General features: G+C 49.5%; 22 protein-coding genes. 15 read left to right on the plus strand and 7 right to left on the minus strand.

Translation table 11 applies throughout. The annotated features are described in order from the left end of the window. Window positions 1-83 precede the first annotated feature (83 nt). Complete coding sequence (locus Q3O60_RS01095; RefSeq protein ID WP_305892055.1) at window positions 84-830, plus strand: SIMPL domain-containing protein; 747 nt, start codon at window positions 84-86, stop codon at window positions 828-830. 94 nt (window positions 831-924) lie between these two features. Next, on the plus strand, window positions 925-1638 hold the full coding sequence (locus tag Q3O60_RS01100) for a substrate-binding periplasmic protein (RefSeq protein ID WP_305892056.1): 714 nt from the start codon (window positions 925-927) through the stop codon (window positions 1636-1638). Window positions 1639-1674: 36 nt separating this feature from the next. On the opposite strand, the gene Q3O60_RS01105 is transcribed toward Q3O60_RS01100, so the two are convergent. After that, entirely contained in the window at window positions 1675-2082 is a 408-nt protein-coding gene (locus Q3O60_RS01105) for a glutaredoxin family protein (RefSeq protein ID WP_305892057.1), read from the minus strand. Window positions 2083-2240: 158 nt separating this feature from the next. Between Q3O60_RS01105 and msrA the strand changes: the two genes are divergently transcribed. Beyond that, on the plus strand, window positions 2241-3557 hold the full coding sequence (gene msrA, locus Q3O60_RS01110) for a peptide-methionine (S)-S-oxide reductase MsrA (RefSeq protein WP_305892058.1): 1317 nt from the start codon (window positions 2241-2243) through the stop codon (window positions 3555-3557). Window positions 3558-3636: 79 nt separating this feature from the next. Beyond that, the gene (locus tag Q3O60_RS01115; protein WP_305892059.1) at window positions 3637-4581 is read left to right on the plus strand and encodes a M14 family metallopeptidase; all 945 of its coding nucleotides are present in this window, start codon (window positions 3637-3639) and stop codon (window positions 4579-4581) included. Window positions 4582-4586: 5 nt separating this feature from the next. Here the strand turns inward: Q3O60_RS01115 and Q3O60_RS01120 are convergent, their stop codons facing one another. Continuing rightward, on the minus strand, window positions 4587-5798 hold the full coding sequence (locus tag Q3O60_RS01120) for an iron-containing alcohol dehydrogenase (RefSeq protein WP_305892060.1): 1212 nt from the start codon (window positions 5796-5798) through the stop codon (window positions 4587-4589). A gap of 141 nt (window positions 5799-5939) precedes the next feature. On the opposite strand from Q3O60_RS01120, the gene Q3O60_RS01125 reads away from it, so the two are divergent. Beyond that, window positions 5940-6569, plus strand: a complete 630-nt coding sequence (locus tag Q3O60_RS01125; protein ID WP_305892061.1) for a hypothetical protein — start codon at window positions 5940-5942, stop codon at window positions 6567-6569. Here Q3O60_RS01125 and pelA read toward each other — a convergent pair. Further along, window positions 6566-7711, minus strand: coding sequence for a pectate lyase (pelA, locus tag Q3O60_RS01130; protein ID WP_305892062.1), 1146 nt, complete (start codon window positions 7709-7711; stop codon window positions 6566-6568). The two genes, Q3O60_RS01125 and pelA, sit on opposite strands and share 4 nt — an antisense overlap. Window positions 7712-7926: 215 nt before the next feature. On the opposite strand from pelA, the gene Q3O60_RS01135 reads away from it, so the two are divergent. Both Q3O60_RS01135 and Q3O60_RS01140 read left to right on the plus strand, forming a co-directional pair. After that, entirely contained in the window at window positions 7927-9519 is a 1593-nt protein-coding gene (locus Q3O60_RS01135; RefSeq protein ID WP_305892063.1) for an ABC-F family ATPase, read from the plus strand. A 147-nt stretch (window positions 9520-9666) separates the two neighbouring features. Further along, window positions 9667-12192, plus strand: coding sequence for an EAL domain-containing protein (locus Q3O60_RS01140; protein ID WP_305892064.1), 2526 nt, complete (start codon window positions 9667-9669; stop codon window positions 12190-12192). 36 nt (window positions 12193-12228) lie between these two features. Here the strand turns inward: Q3O60_RS01140 and Q3O60_RS01145 are convergent, their stop codons facing one another. Further along, window positions 12229-13293: an alkene reductase gene (locus Q3O60_RS01145; RefSeq protein ID WP_305892065.1), complete on the minus strand. Its 1065-nt coding sequence runs from the start codon at window positions 13291-13293 to the stop codon at window positions 12229-12231. A gap of 157 nt (window positions 13294-13450) precedes the next feature. On the opposite strand from Q3O60_RS01145, the gene ltaE reads away from it, so the two are divergent. Then, window positions 13451-14545, plus strand: coding sequence for a low-specificity L-threonine aldolase (gene ltaE / locus Q3O60_RS01150; RefSeq protein ID WP_305892066.1), 1095 nt, complete (start codon window positions 13451-13453; stop codon window positions 14543-14545). Window positions 14546-14624: 79 nt separating this feature from the next. Continuing rightward, window positions 14625-15497 (plus strand): EamA family transporter, encoded by an 873-nt coding sequence (locus Q3O60_RS01155; RefSeq protein ID WP_305892067.1) that lies wholly within the window; start codon window positions 14625-14627, stop codon window positions 15495-15497. Here Q3O60_RS01155 and Q3O60_RS01160 read toward each other — a convergent pair. Continuing rightward, window positions 15494-16177, minus strand: coding sequence for a gamma-glutamyl-gamma-aminobutyrate hydrolase family protein (locus Q3O60_RS01160; protein ID WP_305892068.1), 684 nt, complete (start codon window positions 16175-16177; stop codon window positions 15494-15496). The two genes, Q3O60_RS01155 and Q3O60_RS01160, sit on opposite strands and share 4 nt — an antisense overlap. After that, entirely contained in the window at window positions 16162-17145 is a 984-nt protein-coding gene (locus tag Q3O60_RS01165) for an amidoligase family protein (protein ID WP_305892069.1), read from the minus strand. The genes Q3O60_RS01160 and Q3O60_RS01165 overlap by 16 nt, the downstream gene beginning before the upstream one ends. Window positions 17146-17247: 102 nt before the next feature. On the opposite strand from Q3O60_RS01165, the gene Q3O60_RS01170 reads away from it, so the two are divergent. Both Q3O60_RS01170 and Q3O60_RS01175 read left to right on the plus strand, forming a co-directional pair. Continuing rightward, window positions 17248-17538: an encapsulin-associated ferritin-like protein gene (locus Q3O60_RS01170; RefSeq protein WP_305892070.1), complete on the plus strand. Its 291-nt coding sequence runs from the start codon at window positions 17248-17250 to the stop codon at window positions 17536-17538. A gap of 20 nt (window positions 17539-17558) precedes the next feature. Next, a complete protein-coding gene (locus Q3O60_RS01175; protein ID WP_305892071.1) occupies window positions 17559-18221 on the plus strand; it encodes a class I SAM-dependent methyltransferase in 663 nt (220 codons plus the stop codon). Between the two features lie 7 nt (window positions 18222-18228). Here Q3O60_RS01175 and Q3O60_RS01180 read toward each other — a convergent pair whose 3' ends face one another. After that, a complete protein-coding gene (locus Q3O60_RS01180) occupies window positions 18229-19215 on the minus strand; it encodes a DUF72 domain-containing protein (protein WP_305892072.1) in 987 nt (328 codons plus the stop codon). Window positions 19216-19244: 29 nt separating this feature from the next. Here Q3O60_RS01180 and aspS point away from each other — a divergent pair, with 29 nt between their 5' ends. The 4 genes from aspS to ruvA are packed head-to-tail and all read left to right on the plus strand — an operon-like array spanning window position 19245 to window position 22905. After that, on the plus strand, window positions 19245-21005 hold the full coding sequence (aspS, locus tag Q3O60_RS01185; RefSeq protein WP_305892073.1) for an aspartate--tRNA ligase: 1761 nt from the start codon (window positions 19245-19247) through the stop codon (window positions 21003-21005). A 2-nt stretch (window positions 21006-21007) separates the two neighbouring features. After that, complete coding sequence (locus Q3O60_RS01190) at window positions 21008-21751, plus strand: YebC/PmpR family DNA-binding transcriptional regulator (protein WP_305892074.1); 744 nt, start codon at window positions 21008-21010, stop codon at window positions 21749-21751. A 2-nt stretch (window positions 21752-21753) separates the two neighbouring features. Then, the gene (ruvC, locus tag Q3O60_RS01195) at window positions 21754-22275 is read left to right on the plus strand and encodes a crossover junction endodeoxyribonuclease RuvC (RefSeq protein WP_305892075.1); all 522 of its coding nucleotides are present in this window, start codon (window positions 21754-21756) and stop codon (window positions 22273-22275) included. 9 nt (window positions 22276-22284) lie between these two features. After that, window positions 22285-22905: a Holliday junction branch migration protein RuvA gene (gene ruvA / locus Q3O60_RS01200; protein WP_305892076.1), complete on the plus strand. Its 621-nt coding sequence runs from the start codon at window positions 22285-22287 to the stop codon at window positions 22903-22905.

Below are 22905 nucleotides of genomic sequence, written 5' to 3' on the forward strand. Positions count from 1 at the left end.
GTTCAGGCATAAATCATTAAGGTAGTGTTCACTTGATAGCACTATGATTCAAGCTGATGATAGTACGATTGAATGAGGTTTTTATGAAGCGATCTTTTTTGCTTACCACAGGTGTAACACTGTGTCTTTCCTTTGCTGCCACCGCCAGTCCGGTGCCTGATTTTCCATTTATCACCGTCACTGGTACGGCTCAATTGCATGTTGAACCAGATACTGCACAGATCCGCCTGGTGATCCGAGCCAATGAGAGCACTGCAGAGCAAGCCACTTCTGCTGTGTATCGGCAAGGCAATACGTTGTTGGAGTATCTCAAAAGCAAAGGGGTTGAGCTGGATGCGATAGAAGCGGCGCAAATCAATAAAGAAGCGACCTATCAGGATTACAGCAGTAGAACAATCACTGGCTACTCGGCGACACAGCCGGTTTCTATTCAATTGCAGTCGATTGAGCATTATGTCGAGATCATGGATCACCTGTTCAAACAACCCAATATTTTTTCTATTCAAGGCCAGTTTGGCACCAGTAAACAATCTCAGTATGAAACTGAGTTAGTGGCAAAAGCTGGGGCAGATGCCCGCAAGCGTGCAGAGCAGTTGTCTGCTGCGCAAGGTGTTTCATTGCATTCCGTTTTTGCAATTAGTGAAGGCAGCCGCAGTTGGGGCAATCTTGGCGGAGATTTTGGTTTTGGCGCTGGAGCCGGTGTTTATGGTGTGCAGATGCGAGCCAGCGCCGATAGCATGGAACAAAGCAGCTTGGTGATGCCAAAACACATCCAACTGCAGCAATCGGTTAATGTGATATACCGGTTAGAAACTCAGCAGTTCGATTAAAACTTGCATAAGCTCAGCAGGTGGTTAATAGTTAAGCATTCTTGCACTGGAATGCTAACCGATCAATAGCAGGCTATTGATTGATGGGTACCAAATGAGCCGATTTTTACCTGTGGTTTCGCTGTGTTGCTTGTACATGTTTTCTTACCCACATCAGGCGATGGCTGAGCGTTTACGCATGGCCATGCCAGATTATCCCCCTTTTTCCTACCAACAGGATGATGCCTTTCGCGGCGAGGGCTATGACGCTTTTGTACAGATCATGGCGGAATTGGATCGGGATTATACCATTGAGTTGGTGCCACACTTTGGCCGGGTGTTGCTTGAAATAGAGCAGGGCAGTTTGGATGGTTTTTTTATGGCTTCCCCGAGCGAAGAGCGCGATGCAGTGGCCGTGTTTTCCGAACCGGTGATCGACACCCGTTGGGTATGGGTTTGGTTAACGGCAAAGCAGGATGTGACGCCTGCTATGGCATCGTTTCAACAACATGCGCGGGTATCTGCTCAGATGAATAGTAATATTTATCGCTGGCTGAATGAGCAAGGCTATCAAGTGGCCGCAGGAACCAATGATATTCGTGGATTATTTGCGCTACTGGATTATGGTCGGGTGGATGCCATCATGCTTCCGGAAGCAACCTTCTATGCTGTGATTGCTGACTCTGAGTGGCAAGAAGAGCGGTATCAGCGGCAAGTAGAGCGAGAGTTAGCTTTTGGTATCTACTTGAGCAAATCGCATCTAGCGCAGAATCCTGATTTGATGACGCAGATTAATGAAGCCATACAACGCTATCGTGCGTCCCGTTAAATGACTATTGCCACTCAGTGAGCTGTAGTTGCCACGTTATGTGGTTGCTTGATCTTTGTTTTCAAAACGTTGTTGCAGGTAGGCAATAATATCGTTCGATTCATACAACCACTGCACTTCAGCGTGCTCACTTTCAATTCGTAAGCAGGGTACTTTGACCCGGCCACCCCCAGCTTCAAGCTCAGCGCGATGCTCAGTATGGTGCTGCGCATCACGCTTTTCGATAGTCAGGCCAAGTCGGGCTATTTCTTTGCGTACCTTAATACAAAATGGACAGGCTGAAAATTGATACATCACCAGCTGCTGGCATGCCTGATCAACTTGGGCTTGTTCAACTGGATCACGCTCAATAGGGGCCGGGGTATTGAGCTTTTCAGCCAATAACATAAATGGCGTTAAAAGCAGGCGGACACAACGGAAAAACAAACGAATGATTACACGCATAAATAGCTCTTGAATGCTCCGGGTTTATTGATGAAGAAAGGATGTTGAAATGAGCTATAGTTTATCATGTGTAGCTTGGGATGCACAGACGCAGCAATGATCGCTCTGACCTTTGATGGCGTATAAATCTATATAGTGTTTTATTAGGTGGTGTTGAGATGAAAACCTTGATGGCTTTGTCTGGTTTTTTGTTATTGGCTATATTGCTTGCGGCTGTTCCGGAGAAAAACACAGGGATCTTGTCTCATGCCAGCGCTACAAGCAACAACAATGAACTGCAAGCTACGGTTCAATTAGATACCATCGTGCTTGGCTCTGGTTGTTTTTGGGGGCCAGAAAAAATGTATGAAGCCTTGCCCGGAGTGACGGATGCGGTTTCTGGTTATGCCGACGGCCGAGGGTTTGAGCCGACCTACCGGGCCATTACTCACCCACGCAATCGCAACAACCCTGATAATTATGCTGAAGTCGTCGAAGTTACCTTTGACCCTGCGGTCATTAGTTTAACCACCTTATTACACCACTATTTTGAGAGCCATGATCCCACTCAGCTGAACCGCCAGGGCAACGATCGTGGCACTCAGTATCGTTCTACCATTTTAACCAACAGCGAGCAGCAGTTCGACACGGCTATGGCGGTGCTTAATGCTTACCAACCTTTGTTAAGTGAGGCTGGTTATGGCGCCATTGTGACGAAGGTTAAGCCTTTAGATACCTTCTACCGAGCGGAAGAATACCATCAAGATTATCTGGCGAAAAATCCAAATGGCTACTGCCCGGATCACTCAACCGGAGTCCGTTTTGAGCGAGATGAGGAGGTTCAGCTGGCGACGGTAGATAATAGCGCGTTGCTGCAAGGCAACCACATAGTAGTGATCGACTCGGCCAGTTATTGCCCTTATTGCGACCAGTTAAAAGCCGATGTATTGAATGATTACAACGGCGAAACGCCACTCCACCTGCGCTATGCCTCGCAATTGACCGGCCTGGAGCTCACCACGCCTACCTGGGGGACACCAACGGTGATTTTTTTGCAGGATGGTAAAGAGGTGTATGGTCATCAAGGCTATATGAATGCAGAGCAGTTTTACTGGATCTTAGGGCAGGTTCAATTGGGCCAGTCGGATGCTTTTGAGGTGGCGTTTGATCAAGGGACCGATCCACGCTTTTGTCAGCAATATGAAGTGTTTAAAAATACCCCAGATGGCGTTTTCGTCGATATTTTGAGTGGAGCGCCTTTGTTTGATACCCGGGACCGATTTGATTCCGGCACAGGCTGGTTGTCGTTTACTAAGGCTGTTGATGGCTCGGTGGTTGAAAAACCAGATAATCGTTATGGCATGCGTCGCACTGAAATCCGTGCCAAAGTGTCTGGCATTCATTTAGGCCATGTCTTCCCAGATGCGCCGGGTGGACGTGATCGCTACTGCATCAATGCAACGGTACTGAATTTCGTGCCACGCACCGCACTTTGATTGCCAGAGTAATCTGGCTGTTGTTACTATCAGCTCTGATGTGAATGATTACAATAACGATGTTACAAGGTGCTCTCGTATGATGTCTTCTTCTTACCCGATAGGGTTGCCAAATACGCCCTGGGGTGAAACCGAAAAAGCTGAATGGTTAAGTCTGCAGCGGATTCAACGCAGTTATGCCGACGATGTGCTCAGCCAGCTCGACAAGTTATCATCTGACTTTGATGTCGAGCAGTACGGCAGCCTGAACTATCAACCTTATGCTGGCAAAGACTACCCGTTATTCGCGGTGAAAAGTCGCCCCTGGAACCCGAACAGGCCCACTGTGTTAGTCACGGGTGGGGTACACGGTTATGAAACCAGTGGTGTGCATGGCGCTTTGCGTTTTTTGCAGAGCAAGGCTACTGGATACAGCGAGCATTTTAATCTACTGGTGCTACCGTGTTTAAGCCCATGGGGCTATGAAACCATCAATCGCTGGACGCCATTGGCCGTGGACCCGAATCGCTCATTTGTGGAGAATAGCCCAGCGCAGGAGTCTGCTTTAGCCATGGCATATGTAGCTTCGGTCAGTGGGCCATCTTCGAACAAAGAAGGTATTTTGGCTCACATTGATTTGCATGAAACCACCGATAGCGATAACAGCGAATTTCGTCCGGCAAAGGCTGCCCGTGATGGCACTGTCAACACCAACTGGAATATCCCGGATGGCTTTTATTTAGTTGGTGATACCGTACAACCAGCAGCAGATTTTCAACGTGCTATCATTGAATCGGTCGCAGCAGTCACACATATTGCTGAGCCAGATGAGCAGGGTTGTTTGATTGGTGAACCCTTGGCGCAGCCTGGTGTGATCCTATATGATACCAAAGCCGCAGGACTGTGTGCTGGCTTTAGCGGAGCCGAATATGTCACCACCACAGAGGTGTATCCTGACAGCGCAAACAGCACACCAGAAAACTGCATACAGGCGCAAGTAGCGGCTGTTTGCGCTGGGTTGGATTATCTATTACAAGTGAAATAGGCCGTTTAACCAGGCAGCAGCTGACGAATCAGCTGCTCAGCCTGATGTTGGCTCAGGTAACGTGGCACCGCATAGGTAAAGCGTGCTTCGGCTCTGGCGGCCTTGGCTATGGCTGGAATATCAGCGGGCTGCAGTGATTTTAACCGATCTGGGATTTGAAAACGTTTATTCATGGCGCGAATGCGCTCGATCAGTGCATCGGCCGCTGTTGCATCGGAACTGCTGGCTGAAGCAATATCACAATGGCGAGCGAGGGCTGCCATGCGGCTCTGGCAGGCTGGTTTGGAAAACTCCAGCAGATAAGGCATCACCATAGCGTTAGCCAGACCATGCGGTACATGGTAACGAGCCCCAAAATTGTGTGCGATGGCATGAATATAGCCAACCCCAGCGACGGTAAAGGCTTTGCCGGCCAGATGCGCCGCGTTCGCCATCTGTTGGCGTGCCTCGATATCTTGACCTTCGGCAAAAGCGATCGGTAAATATCTGAAAATAGACTGCGCAGCCATCAGCGCCTGCTGATCAGTTTGGCGGGTGGCGTTGCGGGACAGATAGGCTTCGATGGCATGGGTCAGCGCATCCATGCCTGTACTGGCGGTTATACTGGCGGGTAGGCCGAGCATCAGGTGGGCGTCCAATGCTGCAGCCTTGGGCAGCAAGCGTACATCGATCAGTGGCAGTTTGCGTTGTTGCACCGGATCGGAGACTATGGCAGCAATGGTGGCTTCTGAGCCAGTGCCCGCTGTGGTAGGTATAACATAGACCGGTAACATGCCACGCCAGACTCGCAGCAAGCCGGTCATTTTCAGCACCGATTTTTGATTCTTTGCTCTGGCGCCAATCAGTTTGGCGGCGTCGATCACCGAGCCGCCACCAATAGCCAGTAAGGCACTGGCATCGGCTGCTTGTAAAGCCTGATAACCAGCCTCGATCAGTTCATTGGTTGGGTCCGGCGTGATTTGATCAAATACCTGATAGTTGATGCTGAGGCTGTCCAGCTGGGTCAGTATGGTATCCAGTACCCCCAATTGCCGCAAGCTCGCATCGGTTATCAGCAGCAGACTTCCTGATTCTTGTTGCTGAATGTGGTGCAGCAGCTGTCGACTACTGCCCGGGCCCTGATAAACTTTCGGCCAGTGAAAAGGCAATAACGCGGTGGTGGCTTTTAAGCCAGCCATGTACAGGCGTAAAGCGATTTTTTCTAGAGTAAACAGCATGCTAGTTAGCCAATACAAAGTAGATGTTTCTTTTGTACACCAATTCAGTTTGGCTTGCAAAGTCAATTGCTTCAGCTCGCTGCATGTCGTAGTCTGGCAGGAATCACTCGCGGAAATGATATCATGATAAAGATGAAAGCAATGACACCGACAAATACACAGGCAAAGTCGATAGGGTTTGCCGCTGCATTATTGCTGGCTGGTTGCCATCAGGTAACTGACATCAATATGGAGCAAAGCACCGCTGCTGATAGTCAGGGCTTTGAACAGTTTTTTCAGGCACTAGCTCAGCACTGTGGTAACGCCTACCCGGGCGGTTTGACATTGGAACCCGAGGGTGATGACATGCTGACCGGCACTGAACAGCTGATCGTGCACTTTCGTGAATGTGACGACAAGCAACTGAAGTTGCCTTTTCATATTGAGCTGGAAGCTGAGCAGAGCTGGGATCGCTCCCGCACCTGGCTGATCAGCAAGCATAATGATGGTCTGGAGCTACGGCACGATCATCGCAAAGCCGATGGCAGCGACGATACGACCACCATGTATGGTGGTTTTAGCGTCGGGGAAGGTTCGGCAGTTCTTCAGCAGTTTCAGTCAATCCCCCGGACTGAAGAGTCAGGCTACTTTCGCGGTTGGCGCATTGAAATTGAACCCGGTGTTCGTTACACCTATGGCACAGTGCGTGGTGATGGCTGGAGCTGGCGGATTGATTTTGATTTAAGCCAACCACTCAGTGAATTACCGCCACCACCTTGGGGGCATGATTAATCTAAAAATTGCTGCAACCAGACCTGATAGCGAGCCAGAGTGGCCGCTGGTTTGTCGGTATACCAGCCGTAGCCTTGGCGCCGCTCCAGTGAGACCTGATGCACATCGTAATATAAAGAGCCGTCCCGATCGCCAAAAACAGGCCGGTTACTACCAAGCTCAGCAAAGCGTGGCCAGATCGGTCCGGCACCGGCCTCATGCATTAGCACACGCTTGGTTGGATGCCAGTGGTAATCGAGAATTTGATGGCGCTGATACCAATGCATGGCAGCATGGATGCTGGCCTGAAGTTCAGCCGGGGGCTCCGGCAATTGCATCAGAAAATCCAGCAAGGTAGCGCTTTCAGCGGTAGCCAGTGCAGGCATTTCATAGGCTCTGGCCCATGCGGGCTCTAGTTGACGGTGATGGTACTGCGCTGCCCATAAACTCAACCCTTCATCGTCAGTTTGCTGCAAGCGCATGACCATCTGCAGCCCTTTTTCAAACTGTGGCCGAATAGCATGGCGCAGTTCCTCGGACACAAACGCAAACTCACGCTCAGCCTGCAGGCTATGCCATAACAGATTTAAAATGTCTTCTGTGACTTCATCATTCAGTGTGACATGATCGTGGTAGCCTCCGGTTAACGGAAAGTTCTGCGGCCAGCCACCGTGAGGGTACTGAGCGGTTAATATCAAGCGAATACCGCGTTCAAAAGCAGCCCGATACGCTGAGTTACCCGTTGCGGTATATGCTCTGGCCAGCACATGTAACTGCGTGGTGGTGGCGCTGTTATCGAAGGTAGGAACGTAGCCGGCTTCAACACCAAAGTTCTGACCTGGCAAACGTGGTTGAGTCATATCGGTCCGCTTGGACCAGCCACCAGAGGGAGTTTGCAGTGATAGAATGGCATCTGCAACTGCCTGACCTGCCGCAGTTTGATACCAAGATAGTGGCTGCCCGGTATCAAAACCAAAACGGCGGGTTGATGTTGGGCTGGTGAGTTCGGTTAGACCGTGAGCGGTCAGTTCTGCCTGCAGAAATGCTTGATCCTGTGCTTTGATTTGCTGAGACTGTTGATAATACTGCTGCCATTCATCCGCACTGATAGCAAAAGACATCAGTATCAGCAGCCAGGATACCATCATGACATTACGGTACATAACATTCTCCTAAAGAATGCTATACGCTACCGAGTGACCAGCCTGCAAACAACTTATTCTGCGTGTTTTGATAGGGTTGGTTCGCATATGGAATCAAAAATACGGCAACTAAAGGTTTTGCTTCGGTAAAAAACGGATGATTGATTGAATTCTGCCCGCTTTTCGCGTAGATTACGCCAGCTTATTTCCGCCACTATTTTTTGAGTACTCATTACGTGATTTCAGCTGCAAATATCACCATGCAATTTGGTGCCAAACCTCTTTTTGAAAATATTTCTGTCAAATTTGGTCAAGGCAATCGTTACGGTTTAATCGGCGCCAATGGCTGCGGTAAATCCACCTTTATGCGCATCCTAAGCGGTGAGCAAGAACCGTCTGCCGGCAATGTTTCGGTTGAGCAAAATATGCGGGTTGGTAAACTGCGCCAAGATCAGTTTGCTTATGAAACATTCTCCGTAGTTGATACCGTGATTATGGGCCATGAAGAGTTATGGGCCGTTAAAGAAGAGCGGGATCGCATCTACAGTAGCGCAGAAATGAGCGAAGAAGATGGCATGCGGGTGGCTGATTTAGAGGTTGAATTTGGTGAGATGGATGGCTATACCGCAGAATCCCGTGCCGGTGAGTTACTCATTGGCGTAGGCATTCCGGTCGAGCAACATTTTGGGCCCATGTCGGCATTAGCGCCTGGTTTAAAACTACGGGTTTTACTGGCACAGGTTTTGTTTTCCAATCCGGATATCATGCTGCTGGATGAGCCTACCAACAACTTGGATATCAATACCATCCGTTGGCTGGAAAACGTGCTGGCTGAGCGGCAAAGTACCATGATTATTATCTCGCACGATCGCCACTTTCTAAATCGGGTCTGTACTCATATGGCCGATATCGATTATGGCGAGTTGCGTTTATATCCGGGTAATTATGATCAATACATGTTTGCCGCCACTCAGGCACGTGAGCAGTTGTTGAATGAAAACGCCAAGAAAAAAGATCAAATCGCTGAACTGCAAAGCTTTGTCAGTCGTTTCTCTGCCAATGCGTCTAAAGCGAAACAAGCTACATCCCGCGCTAAACAGATTGAGAAAATTCAATTGTCTGAAGTCAAAGCATCCAGCCGGGTGAATCCTTTTATTCGCTTTGAACAGCATAAACAATTGTATCGTTTGGCGCTTGAGATTGAAGATGTTCGTAAAGGCTTTGATGGGCTAGAGGTGTTGAAAGGTTTAACAGCCACCATTGAAGTGGGTGAAAAGGTCGCTATTCTTGGCGCCAATGGTATTGGTAAAACCACCTTATTAAAATGCTTGATGGGTGAGTACACGCAAGACTCAGGTCGGATCAAATGGTCGGAAAATTGCGAACTTGGCTATTACGCACAAGATCATGCGTACCTGTTTCAACACAACATGACGGTATTCGATTGGATGACCCAGTGGAAACAGCCACAACATGATGAGCAAGCTATCCGTGGTGTGTTGGGACGGATGCTGTTTTCCAAAGACGATATCAACAAACCAGTGAAAGCATTATCAGGTGGTGAAAAGGGCCGGATGGTGTTTGGTAAGCTGATGCTGCAACGACCTAATATTCTGGTGATGGATGAGCCGACTAACCATTTGGATATGGAATCGATTGAATCCCTCAATCAGGCACTGGTTGAGTACAAAGGCACTTTGCTGTTTGTCAGCCATGACCGCGAATTTGTCTCGTCATTGGCTACTCGGATCATTGAAATTAGCGATCAGGGCATCCGTGACTTTGCAGGTAGTTACGATGACTACCTGAAAGAGCAAGAACAGCTCTGAGGTCTGTCTACTGATGGAACGCCAAAACCCAGCTTAGGCTGGGTTTATTGTACCTGACTCGACGAAAAGCCTTCTCTGTGCTTAGATCAAGCGATAGAAATCATCAGCATTACTTTTAACATGCTCGCCTATTTTGCAGGGAACTGTATGTCACTATTGGCATTTGCCGACCACACAACCGACTTGACTCAGGCGCTGACCGGCAGCCATCAGCATCTACTGGTGATTTTATCCTTACTTATAGCGACTCTGGCTGCGCATACCAGCCTTAACCTTGGTCAGTTGATGCGTGCCAGCCAGTCGGTGTGGCTCCGGTATGTTTTACATGGGCTAGGCGCCATCGCGCTGGGTGGCGGTGTGTGGGCTATGCATTTCACCGGTATGATGGCTTTTGAGCTGCCGGTTGAGGTCAGTTATCACCTTGGCATCACTTTATTGTCGATCATTCCTGCCGTATTGGCAGCTGCGGTGATCTTGCAAGTGGTCGCTGCAGCCGAAGTGCGTTGGAGTCGCATTCTGTTGGGTGGGGTGCTGATGGGAGCCGGGATCGGGGCCATGCATTACACCGGTATGGCAGCGATGATCATGGAAGCAGAGCGGTTGTATCGGCTCGATCTATTTATCGGCTCGGTGTTGGTTGCTGTGGTACTGGCCACATTGGCACTGGCAGTGCCGCCTGTATTGCGCTCGGTCATTACTCAGGCTGAAGTACTCAAGTTGATCAGTGCCGTGGTGATGGGACTGGCCATCGCTAGCATGCATTATCTGGCGATGCATGCCACTGTGTATATACCAGCAGAAAGCGTGCAGGGCCTCAGAGGGGCCAAGGTTAGTAAAGCGACTTTAGGTGCGTTGGCAGTGATAGTGGCAGTGGCGATTCTGTTTACTGCCTCGGTAGCCGTCTGGATGCGTCAGCGGTTGCAGCGGGTAGAAAATCGCAATCAGCAATCTGAGCGCATGGCATCTTTGTGGGCCCAGCGGATGCAGCGTATCGCAGAGCGAGTGCCGGGAATGGTTTATCAGTTCAAACGCAGCCTGGATGGACAATTGACATTTCCCTATGCCAGTGAGGCTATTCGTGACTTTTATGGTATCTCGCCTGAGCAGGCCGCTATAGATATCTCAGAGGCGATGGATGCTATTCATCCGGCGGATCGTGATGGGCTGTTTGAGTCGATTGAAACGTCGGCAACAAATTTATCGCCCTGGTACCACGAGTACAGAATGCTGGATCAACAGGGCAACAGCCGCTGGTTGCTTGGTAACTCAGTGCCGGAACAAGAAGAGGATGGTATTAGCTGGTATGGCTTTATTACCGACATCACCGAGCGAAAAAACACTGAGGATACGATTCATCGGTTGGCATTTTATGATGATTTAACGGGGCTTTATAACCGAAAAAAGATTCTGCTTTGCCTGCATGATTTGCTGCAGCCGGGCATGTTGGCTCAGCACTTAGCTGCGGTGATTTACATCGATCTGGATAATTTTAAACGCCTCAACGATACCCTGGGGCATCATGCGGGTGATCAACTATTGGTTCAGGTGGCTGATCGTCTGCTACAACAGTTGCCTGCCACTACATTTTGCGGCCGTTTAAGCAGCGATGAGTTTGCTGTGGTGTTAGGACGATTGCCAGCGATCCCGACTCTGGCCAAGGACCTGGCCGAGCAGCAAGCAGAGCAGTTGCTGCAATTATTGCAACAACCCTTTACGGTTGTTGGTCACCAGTATCGCTGTTCGGTCAGTATTGGTGTGTATCCTTGTTTGGTGCATGAACCACCGGAAGAGTGCCTGAAACGAGCCGATCTGGCGATGAGTTATGCCAAGCAGGCTGATGGCAATGCCCTGCGCTTTTTTGATCCACAGATGTTGGCTGAGGTAGAGCAGCGCTTTGATTTGGAACAGGCCATGAGTAAAGCGCTGACTGAGGATCAGTTTATGCTTTTTTATCAACCTCAGATAACTGATAGCGGCCAGGTGATTGGTGTGGAAGCATTGATCCGCTGGCAGCACCCGGAGCGAGGTATGATTTCACCCGCTTATTTTATTCCTTTGGCCGAAGAGTCCGAGCAGATAGAGGCGATAGGAGGCTGGGTGCTGCAGCAAGCTTGTCAGCAATTACAAAACTGGCAAACAAAGTCGTTATTTTCAGCATTGAGTGTGTCAGTTAATATAAGTGTCCGGCAGTTTTATCAGCCTGACTTTATCGATTTATTGGCCGGCCTGTTGCAGCAGTATCAGGTTAATCCCGCGCTGTTAACGCTTGAGCTGACGGAAAGCTTAGTTTTGACTGATCTGGACGATGCGGTTCATCGCATGCAGCAACTCAAAGCACTTGGTTTGCGTTTTGCTATGGATGATTTTGGCACTGGTTACTCTTCGTTATCGTACTTATCCCGCCTGCCGTTTGATGAAGTGAAAATAGATCAGCACTTCGTTCGACAAAGTAGTGATGGCAAAAAAACCAGAGATTGGGCTATTGTTGATGCCATCATTGGTATTGCCAATACTTTCGATATGGCGTTGGTGGCAGAAGGCGTCGAGACCGAAGCGCAGCGTGAACTTCTATACAATAGTGGCTGCTTTTGTTTTCAGGGTTACTTGTTTGCCAGGCCCCAACCCGTGGCTGAGTTTGAGGCATGGCTGAGTAGTAGGGACCTTAACCGTTAAGAGTCCTGTCTACTCAGAAACATAGCTCAACAACATTCACTGTGCCGCTGGGTAATCGGTATAGCCCGTTGCATCTTGCGTATAGAAAGTTGCCGGATCAGCCTCAGCCAAGGGGCGTTTTTCAGCAAAGCGAAGCGGTAAATCCGGGTTGGCAATAAAAGCACTGCCAAAAGCGACTGCATCAAGCTGCTCGGTGGCTATAGCTGTACTGGCTTCATCAAAACTGTACCCCATATTACCGATGATAGTCCCTTGATAGTGCTGCCGGGTCACGGACATTACATCGGCTTGCTGAAGGCCTGCAAAATCAGCCCGCATCAGGTGCAGGTAGGCCAGATCAAAACGATTTAGCTCTTTGGCCAGATAGGTCATCAATGCGATGGGGTCATCGTCTTTCATGCTGTTAAAGCTGTTTAACGGAGATAACCGCAAGCCGGTTTTGTCTGCACCAATGGCTGAGGTCACCGCGATAATCACATCTAACAATAAGCGTGCTCGCTGAGGCAGGTCACCGCCATAAGGGCCTGTACGCTGATTGGAGCCTGAGCGTAAAAACTGATCCAGCAAATAGCCATTGGCACCATGAATTTCTACACCATCAAAGCCAGCTTCTATTGCATTCAATGCAGCTTGCTTAAAGGAGGTAACGATGTCCGTGATTTCGGTGTCTGTCAACTCACGTGGAACGACGTAGGGTAGTTTACCTTCCGGTGTGTGCACACTATCATCGATGGCAATAGCAGATGGAGCCACCGGAGTAGAACCGTTATTGAGTGCTGGGTGGCAGGCTCGACCGCCATGCCAAATTTGTAGAAAAATACGACCACCTTGGGCATGAACGGCATCGGTGACTTGTTTCCAAGCTTCGATCTGAGCTGGAGAATAAATACCTGGTTCGCGCCAAAAGGCAGAGTTGCCTTCACTGATCATCGTGGCTTCAGCAATAATTAAACCTGCGCTGGCTCGCTGGGCATAATACTCTGCCATCATTGGAGTAGGCACATGGTTAGCATCGGCGCGGCAACGAGTCAGAGGCGCCATTACAATACGGTTGGGCAAAGTGAGTGAGCCAAGCTGGATCGGGGTGAATAAGTCAGTCATTGCATCGTCCTGTAGTCAATGTATCGATGCTTACTAATGTGGGGGCAGCGGCAATACGTTTAAATTGCAATAAATTGAGCTGAATGTTCGATTTTATGATTGTATCCTTTGGTACCAAGCCTTACGCTGTATAACCTGAACCCGACGAAGGTATTTTATGATTGATTTTCGCAGTGATACCGTGACACAACCGACGATGGCCATGAAAGAGGCAATGGTTTCCGCCGCTTTGGGTGATGATGTATTTCAGGATGATCCAACCACCAACCAGCTACAACGTTTTGCTGCTGAACAGCTGGGCTTTGAAGCCGCGTTGTTTGCGCCAAGTGGCACTCAAACCAATTTGATCGCCATGATGAGCCATTGTCAGCGTGGCGATGAAGTGATTGTTGGTCAGCAGTGGCATACCTATCGCTGGGAAGCGGGTGGCATGGCGGTGCTGGGGTCGATGCAACCACAACCATTAGAGCTGCAAGACGATGGTAGTTTGGCACTGGAAGATATAGCCGCTGCGATTAAACCAGATGATCCACACTTTGCCCGCACCCGTTTGATCGTGATTGAAAATACCGTCGGTGGCAAAGTGCTGTCACCAGAATACATGGCAGCAGTCGCTGAGTTGGCCAAAAAACATCAGTTGGCGTGTCATATTGATGGAGCTCGTCTGATGAACGCAGCGAGCCGTTTGGCAACCGATCATCAACTTCCGGTCTGGCAGATGGCCCGGCAACTGTGTCAGGGCTATGACTCGCTTTCGTTGTGTTTATCCAAAGGCTTAGGCGCGCCGGTGGGTTCTTTATTGCTTGGCTCTGCCTCGTTTATTCAGCGCGCACACCGTATCCGAAAGATGCTGGGAGGCGGCATGCGACAGACGGGTATGCTTGCTGCAGCTGGGCTTTATGCTTTGCAGCATCACGTGGAGCGCTTGGTCGATGATCATAAAAACTGTCAGCAACTTGCCGATGGGTTATGGGAGCTAACGCAGCATTACCCGGTACTGCAAGGTCAGATTGCACTTGAGCCGGTACAAACCAATATTTTATTCTGCGATATGACGCCTGAGTTGGCCGCTAAACTAGTACCGTATTTGCAACTGCAAGGGGTTCAGCTCAGTGGCAGCAATTACAGCAAAGCAGGAACGCAGTGGCATCGCTTGCGCTGGGTATGCCATCTGGATATTAGCTCAGACGATATACTTTATGCATTGAAAGCCATGGACAACTTTGCTCGAAGCTATCAGGGTACTGAATAACGAGCATTACCTTTTTGGATTATATAGGCGGTTTGGCGCCTGCTAGTATGTCGAGCTTCTGCCAATTCAGGATAATACTGTGCTTTGGATCCCCTTTACGCTCTTGGCTGCGTTTATGCAGGCTTGGCGCAATGCTTTTCAAAAACAACTCAGTCTGGAAGTACCGGTAACTGGGGTTACTCTGGCACGTTTTATCTGGGCCTCACCGCTGGCAGCACTGTATTTGCTGGTGCTCTATCAATGGCAACCCGTAACCGGTGGCCAGTTTTATGGTTGGTTTTGGGGGTATATCGTCGGTGCCGCGCTGGCGCAAATTCTTGCTACATCATTGATGGTGCAGTTGTTCAAGCTGCGTAACTACGCCATTGGTGCTGGCTTGGCGAAAAGTGAGGCGGTTTTGGCTGCGATGTTGGGCGTAGCCTTCTTCAGTGCACCACTAACGCTGCTTGGCTGGCTGGGAGTTTTTCTTGGGGCTGGGGCTATCTGGTTGCTCAGTGGCGCCCACTTACGTGCTCTGTCATGGCCTACTTTGTTGCTGGGGCTCGGAAGTGGGCTGTCGTTCGCATTAACCTCGCTCTGGGTGCGTGAGGCGAGTTTAGTGTTGGGACTGCCATTTCCTCATGGTGCGGCCTGGGTGCTGTTGCTAGTGATTTGTTTGCAAAGTCTACTGTTGATCGGCTGGTTACTGCTGCGTGATCCGACAGTACTGCTGGGGTTGTGGCAACGACCGCGCTTGACCTTGTTAATTAGCTTCTGCAGCTGTGTTGGTTCTATTGGCTGGTTTACTGCCATGAGCCTGGAAACGGTGGCGTTGGTGAAAACTCTCGGCCAGGTCGAAGTGCTATTTATGTTGCTGATTTCCACTTTCTTTTTTAAAGAGAAACTGCTTCGTACCGACCATATCGGGCTCGCTTTGATTGTGCTAGCTGCGCTCTGTGTGATGTGGGCTTAGTTGCTGGCCAGCTGCTTGTGAGCTGCCGCGACCAACGCCTTAAATAAGCGGCGTTGGCGCGATAGAAACAGTAAAAACTCAGGGTGCCACTGGACGCCAAGAAGATAACCATAACCGGGGTCCTCCACCGCTTGCACAATGTCGTCCAGATCGCGAGCCACTACCTGTAAGCCTTTGCCTAGGTTATTGATGGCTTGATTGTGCAAACTGTTGATCTTGCAGTGCTTGCTTTGCAATAAGCGGCCAAGCAGCGAATCGGTTGGTTCCAGACAGAGGGTTTTAAGAGGTAGCACGGTCCAGCGGTGTGAGGTATTGGCGCGATGATCTTTTAGGTGCTGCCACAAGTTTCCGCCCCGGCTGACATTCAGTAGCTGAGCTCCACGGCAAATACCCAATAGCGGTAAGCGTTTGCTCAATGCTTGCTCGATAATGGCCATCTCCAATTGATCGCGCTCTTGATCGTAGCGAGGGTGCACTTCGGGTTCTGCGGCGTAAAGCACTGGATCGATATCATGCCCGCCAGTGACTACTACGCCATCGAATACATGCTTATCTTCGCGTTGTGATGGTCGAAGTTGCAGCGGAATACCGCCATACAAACGAACTGCTAACGCTACACAAAAGCGGGGCCCAAAAGCTCCTCGTTCCGGGCCTGTGATGGCGATTACAGGTCGAGCCATTGCTGCTCCACGATATCCGGCCACGACGTAAACAGGTTATGTAACGGCTTATTCAGGTGTTGCAGATAAGCTTGACAGCATGCCGCTAAGCGCACTTCATCAGCTGCCAGTTTCTCGACTTGTATCCAGCCATTCCAAGCGCGGTGTAGCCCCCAACCGGCTTGATGGATTTCACAGCTGGGTAAGCGGTAATGGAAGGTCGGCCGGGCTTTAACCAGTTCGTCTTGTACTACTGCTTTCACCCTTTCTTCATCCAGATGCATAAATAAAGGTAAACAATCCAAAGCTCTGTTGCGCGTAGGGTTATGCGTTAAATAATCATCAATCAACTGACTGAGATTCGGCTGATAATCATCCGTCAGTAACTGTTTTACATACTCTTTGGAATAGGGGTTGATGTAGCTGGTGAGTTTACGGGTCACATCAACCTGTTCTTGCTGCAGCAACCAATCGTGCAAGCAAGTAAAGGCTTGCAAAAAACGTAGCAATAGCTCTGGTTCTGCAGATGGAATTTCTGGATTTAACTGCAAACCAAAGGCATTCTTGAATTCAACTGATGACCCCTTAGCGTGATGATGATGGAGTAAATCAATGATACGCTCAATATCGGCTAAGCGCTCAAATGGCAGTGGTGGGCTTACCAATTCAAGCGGCACTAACTGACCGGCAACAGATGCCAGCAGTTGCTCGGCTGAATCCGAAAAGCTATCTTGTTTACGTGGCTTTTTGCCCATTTCTTTTAGTAAGTGAAAATCCAATTCGACCACCCATTCGCCAGCATCATCACCTTGTAAGATATAGTCGTATCGTCCTCCTGATTTAGCCTTTAACTGCAGCAGCTCCGCTACTGAGTTCGCTAATGTTGCCAATTGCATACCGCTAAGTTCAATTTCGATGCCGGTTCGGCGTGGTTTGTTCTCATGGTTCTGTGGCCAGGGTTGGCGCTGAAGGGGGATCTCTGCAGTCATGTACACTCCTTGCTGCTGAAGCTGTTGCCAACGATGAGACGCTCGGTTAGTCTGAACCAACCAATAGTTCCTGAACGTTTAGACTAGAGTGAGGAAATTTTTATGTCAAATGAAGGTTATCATGAGCCAGTTGAAGAGCTGACAGATGAAACACGCGATTTTCACCGCGCTATTGTCTCTCTAATGGAAGAATTAGAAGCGGTCGATTGGTACAATCAACGGGTTGATGCCTGTAAAGACGAAGAGTTAAAAGCCATTCTGGCGCACAACCGGGATGAAGAAGTGGAGCATGCCATGATGACTTTGGAATGGATCCGCCGTAAAAACCCGGTATTTGATAAATACATGAAAGAATTTTTATTTACCGATGATTCGTTGGGTAGCCATCACTAATTGATGAGAGACTTCCATTCATGAGCGGCTTGGCTTGCCCGCTTTGCTTGTCTGTTGAGACACAGCAGTATCATCGCGAGCAGCGCCCAAAGGTGCTGCCGCGTGATTATTATCGTTGCAATCATTGCCAGCTGGTGTTTGTTCCAGCGGCATTTCATCTGCTGGCTGATGCTGAAAAAGCCATATACGATCAACACCAGAATGATCCACAGGACCTGCATTATCGACGCTTTTTAAACCGGCTTTGTCAACCTTTGCTGGCAAAATTAAAACCGGGAGCTAAGGGGCTTGATTTCGGTTGTGGTCCCGGCCCGGCGTTAGCTCTAATGCTCGAAGAAGCCGGATGTCCATGCAGCAATTACGATCTTTATTACTGCAATCGTCCTGAAGCTTTGACGCGAAGCTATGACTATATCTGCAGCACGGAAGTGTTTGAGCACTTAAGTGAACCGGGCAAGGTTGCCAGCCAGTTACTTGACTTGCTGAAACCGGGCGGCTGGTTAGCGCTGATGACCAAGCGGCTGGTTAGTGAGCACGATTTTCCTCAGTGGCATTACACACTCGATCCAACCCATATTAGTTTCTTTGCTGACGATAGCTTTCGCTGGTTGGCTAGCGAGTATCAACTAAAACTGGAGTTTCATCGCCCCGATGTGGTGCTACTGCAAAAGCCTGCCTGCTGAGTTTTTCTTACCACAAATCGGGTTGTATCGATTTAGCCTTCGGCGTTTGCTCCCCTGGCCAGAGTGCTAGTACTGAGTGCTCAATAGCCAAATCTTTCACAAAAGCCCGACACAGCTCAGGGGCGGAAGCATTGTCCGGGGTATGAAAATAGCAATAAGGTGTTTTTCCTTCATCCAGCCATTGACGTATTTTGCCGAGCCATGGCTGATAATAACGCTGATTAGTGGCCAGATCATCGCAGCCAATAAAGCGAACGACCGGGCTATCCGTCAGGCAGATGGCATGCACGGGCAAGTGTGGCTTTTTGCGCTGCGCATCGGCCAGAGCATCATTGGTTGCAGGCACTGAAAATAATGCCCGGCTATCGAATACCACCCGCTCAGCCCCATAATCGCGTAGCAGGCGATTGAGAGTAACTTCGTGTTCTGCTTTGTCAAAAAAAGCAGGGTGGCGCACTTCGACACAGCAGGGCACCTCTGCCACCAATACATCCAGCAGTCGACAGATGTCCGCCAGATGCTGTGGGCCAGTGCTGGCGGGTAGTTGCAGGTGAATATGACCAATTTTATGCTGCAAGGGTTTGAGTAACTGCCACCATTGTTTCAATGCTGCAGGGCCATCGGCCGGGACTTGATGGCTAATGCGTGAGGGGACTTTCAGCACAAAACGAAAATTGGCTGGTGTGCACTCCGCCCAACGCACAATAGTGTCGGTTTTCGGATCGGCGTAAAAGGTGGTATTGCCCTCAACCGTATTAAAGACCTCGGCATACTGCTGTAAAAATTGTTTAGCGGTGGCGTCGGCGCGAAACAGGCTATGTTTCCAGTTGGCATTGGCCCACATCGGGCATCCAAGATACAACATGGCAAACTCGGGTGATGAAAAAAGGCCATGATAGCAGAGTGGAGGGGCAGTGACATTGCTGATGATTGCTTTATAATAAGTCGCCAATAGTTCCCTGCCCATTGGCTCTTCAAGGCAGCGGATCATCATAGACACCGAATTTTCGAAAGGATAGGCGCATGCGCAGTCATTATTGCGGTTCTTTAACCGCTCAGCAGGTCGATACTGAAGTTTCTTTATGTGGTTGGGTCAATCGCCGCCGTGATTTGGGCGGCCTGATTTTTATCGATTTGCGTGATCGTGAAGGCATTGTGCAGGTGGTCTGTGACCCTGATCAAAAAGCGCTGTTTGATGTGGCCTATACCTTGCGCAATGAGTTTTGTGTGCAAATCAAAGGTACGGTGCGGGCACGGCCGGAATCACAAATCAATACTGACATGACCACAGGCGCAGTCGAGGTGTATGCCAGTGAGGTGGTGATTTTAAGTAAAGCAGCGCCGAGCCCACTGGACTCTAACCAGAATAACAGTGAAGAGCAGCGGCTAAAATACCGTTACCTGGATTTACGTCGCCCGTTGATGAGTGATCGTTTAAAATTCCGTGCCAAGGTCACCAGCTTTGTGCGTAACTTTATGGATAGCCATGGATTTTTAGACATTGAAACGCCCATGCTGACTCGTGCAACCCCAGAAGGTGCGCGCGATTATCTGGTACCGAGCCGGACCCATAAAGGCAAGTTCTTCGCATTGCCACAATCTCCCCAGTTGTTTAAGCAACTGCTGATGATGTCGGGCATGGATCGTTACTATCAAATCGTCAAATGTTTCCGTGATGAAGATTTGCGCGCTGACCGCCAGCCTGAATTTACCCAGATCGATATCGAAACCTCGTTTATGACAGCCGATCAAGTGATGGCGGTAACAGAGCAGATGATCCGCGAACTGTTTCAGAGCTTGCTTCAAGTTGATTTAGGCGACTTTCCGCAAATGACCTATGCCGATGCCATGCGTTTATATGGTTCTGATAAGCCAGATCTGCGTAATCCGATGCAATTGGTGGATGTCGCTGACTTGTTGAAGGAAGTTGAATTTAAAGTGTTCTCCGGCCCGGCCAACGACCTGAAAGGTCGTGTTGCAGCGTTAAAAGTGCCGGCTGCTGCGGATAAGATATCGCGTAAAGACATTGATGGGTATACCGAGTTTGTTGGTATCTATGGCGCGAAAGGTCTGGCCTGGATGAAAGTCAAAGCAGTTGGAACTGGTATCGAAGGCGTGCAATCTCCTGTGGCCAAGTTTTTAACCGATGATATCGTCAATCAGTTACTGGATCGCACCAAAGCTGAAGCGGGCGATATCTTGTTCTTCGGTGCTGATCAGTACTCAGTAGTTTGTGAAGCGATGGGCGCGCTGCGTTTGAAACTGGGTGAGCAACATGGCATTACCGAAGACGGCTGGAAACCTCTGTGGGTCGTTGATTTCCCAATGTTTGAGCAAGATGAAGATGGCCAGTTGATGGCAATCCATCATCCGTTTACATCGCCGGTCAATCCAGACCCGACTGCGTTAACTGCAGCGCCGGCAGAGGCCTTATCCAACGCCTATGATATGGTATTAAATGGTACTGAGTTGGGTGGCGGCTCCGTTCGTATTCATGATCCTGTGATGCAGGCTACCGTATTCCGCCTGCTGGGGATCAGTGATGATGAAGCCACAGAAAAATTTGGCTTTTTGCTGGAAGCATTAAAGTATGGCACACCGCCTCATGCTGGTTTGGCTTTTGGTCTGGATCGTTTGATCATGTTGATGACCGGTGCTACTTCTATCCGTGATGTGATGGCCTTCCCGAAGACCACCACAGCGGCTTGTCCGTTGACCGATGCACCTGGATTCGCCAATCCGGCGCAATTGACCGAACTGATGATTGAGCTGAAAAAGGAGTAACTATGGCAGGTCATAGTAAATGGGCCAACATTAAGCATCGTAAAGCCAGACAGGATGCAAAAAAAGGTAAAATATTTACCAAAATTATTCGTGAGTTGACGGTATCGGCCCGAGTCAGTGCTGACGTCAGCTCCAATCCACGCCTGCGTATTGCTGTGGATAAAGCCTTAGCGGAGAATATGACGCGCGATACCATTGATCGGGCCATTAAACGCGGGGCTGGTGCTACCGAAGGCGAAAACTACGATGAGCTGTTGTACGAGGGCTATGGTATTGGTGGCGTTGCGGTATTGGTAGAAACCATGACCGATAACCGCAACCGTACGGTCAGTGATGTGCGCAATGCCTTTACCAAATACGGTGGCAATTTAGGTACTGATGGCTCGGTCGCTTATTTATTTAACAAGCAGGGCGTATTATCGTACGACAGTGATACCGAAGAAGATGCGTTGATGGAAGCCGCACTTGAGGCGGGTGCTGATGATGTGCAAACGCATGAGGATGGCTCTATCGATGTACTGACATCGCCTGATAGCTATTCTGATGTGAAAGATGCACTGCTTGCGGCGGGATTTGCTCCAGGTAACGCGGAAATTACTCAAGTGCCCAGCACCAAGGCTGAGCTGGATGCAGAACAAGCGAAAAAGTTTTTCAAGATGCTCGATATGCTGGAAGATTTGGACGATGTACAAAACGTCTTTCATAATGCCGATATCAGCGATGATATCTTGGCCAGTATCGAGTAGTCGTGGCCATTATCTTGGGGATAGACCCTGGTAGTCGCTTAACTGGCTACGGGGTGATCCAACAACAAGGCAGCCGTTTCGAGTACTTGTCGAGCGGCTGCATCCGTCTTCCCGAAGCCGATTTACCTGAACGGTTGAAACACATCTTTCAGGGAGTCAGCGAAATTATTCGTCAACACCAACCTACGTACTTTGCCATCGAACAAGTGTTTATGGCACGCAATGCTGATTCTGCTTTAAAGTTGGGACAGGCTCGTGGCGCTGCCATTGTCGCCGCGACTCAGTTTGACTTGCCGGTATTTGAGTACTCAGCCCGGCAAGTGAAGCAGGCGGTGGTGGGGACCGGGGCGGCAGACAAAGCGCAAGTTCAGCATATGGTGAAAGCTATTTTAAAATTACCCGGCAACCCACAGGCAGATGCCGCAGATGCCTTGGCGGTCGCTCTTTGTCATGGACACACTCAGCAAAGCTTGGTGAGTATGGCAGGGCAGGCTCGTAAAACTGTGCGTGGTCGTTTACGTTAAGGAATATGCATGATAGGTCGTTTACGCGGGATTTTAGTAGAAAAGCTAGCGCCTGATGTGCTGTTAGAGGTCGCTGGAGTCGGTTACGAGGTGCAATTGCCGATGACCAGTTTCTACCAGCTACCGGAGATAGGTCAAGAAACGGTGCTGTACACTCACTTTGTGGTGCGCGAAGATGCTCAGCTGTTGTATGGCTTTGTCAGTAGTGCTGAAAGAGCGCTGTTTCGTCAGCTGATTAAAGCCAATGGGGTAGGCCCTAAATTGGCTCTGACCATTTTATCAGGCTTGAGTGCTGATGACTTTGTTCGTTGTGTGCAGCTGGATGATTTAACCACCCTGGTCAAATTACCCGGCATTGGTAAAAAAACTGCCGAACGGTTACTGGTGGAAATGCGTGATCGCTTAAAAGACTGGGGTATGCAAGCAAGCTCGAACTCTGGTACTGTCGCGCAAGGTACACCGGTCGTGCTGAATCTAAGCAGCAGCGAACAAGCCTCGCAAGATGCAGTTGGTGCCTTGTTGAGCCTTGGGTATACTCAACAACAAGCCAGCAAAGCGGTGCAAAAAGTCAAAACCGATGACATGAGCAGTGAACAACTGATTAAAGCTGCCCTCAGGAGCATGATGTAA

Origin of the sequence: Alkalimonas collagenimarina (assembly GCF_030717845.1) — a bacterium.
GTDB lineage: Bacteria > Pseudomonadota > Gammaproteobacteria > Enterobacterales > Alteromonadaceae > Alkalimonas > Alkalimonas collagenimarina.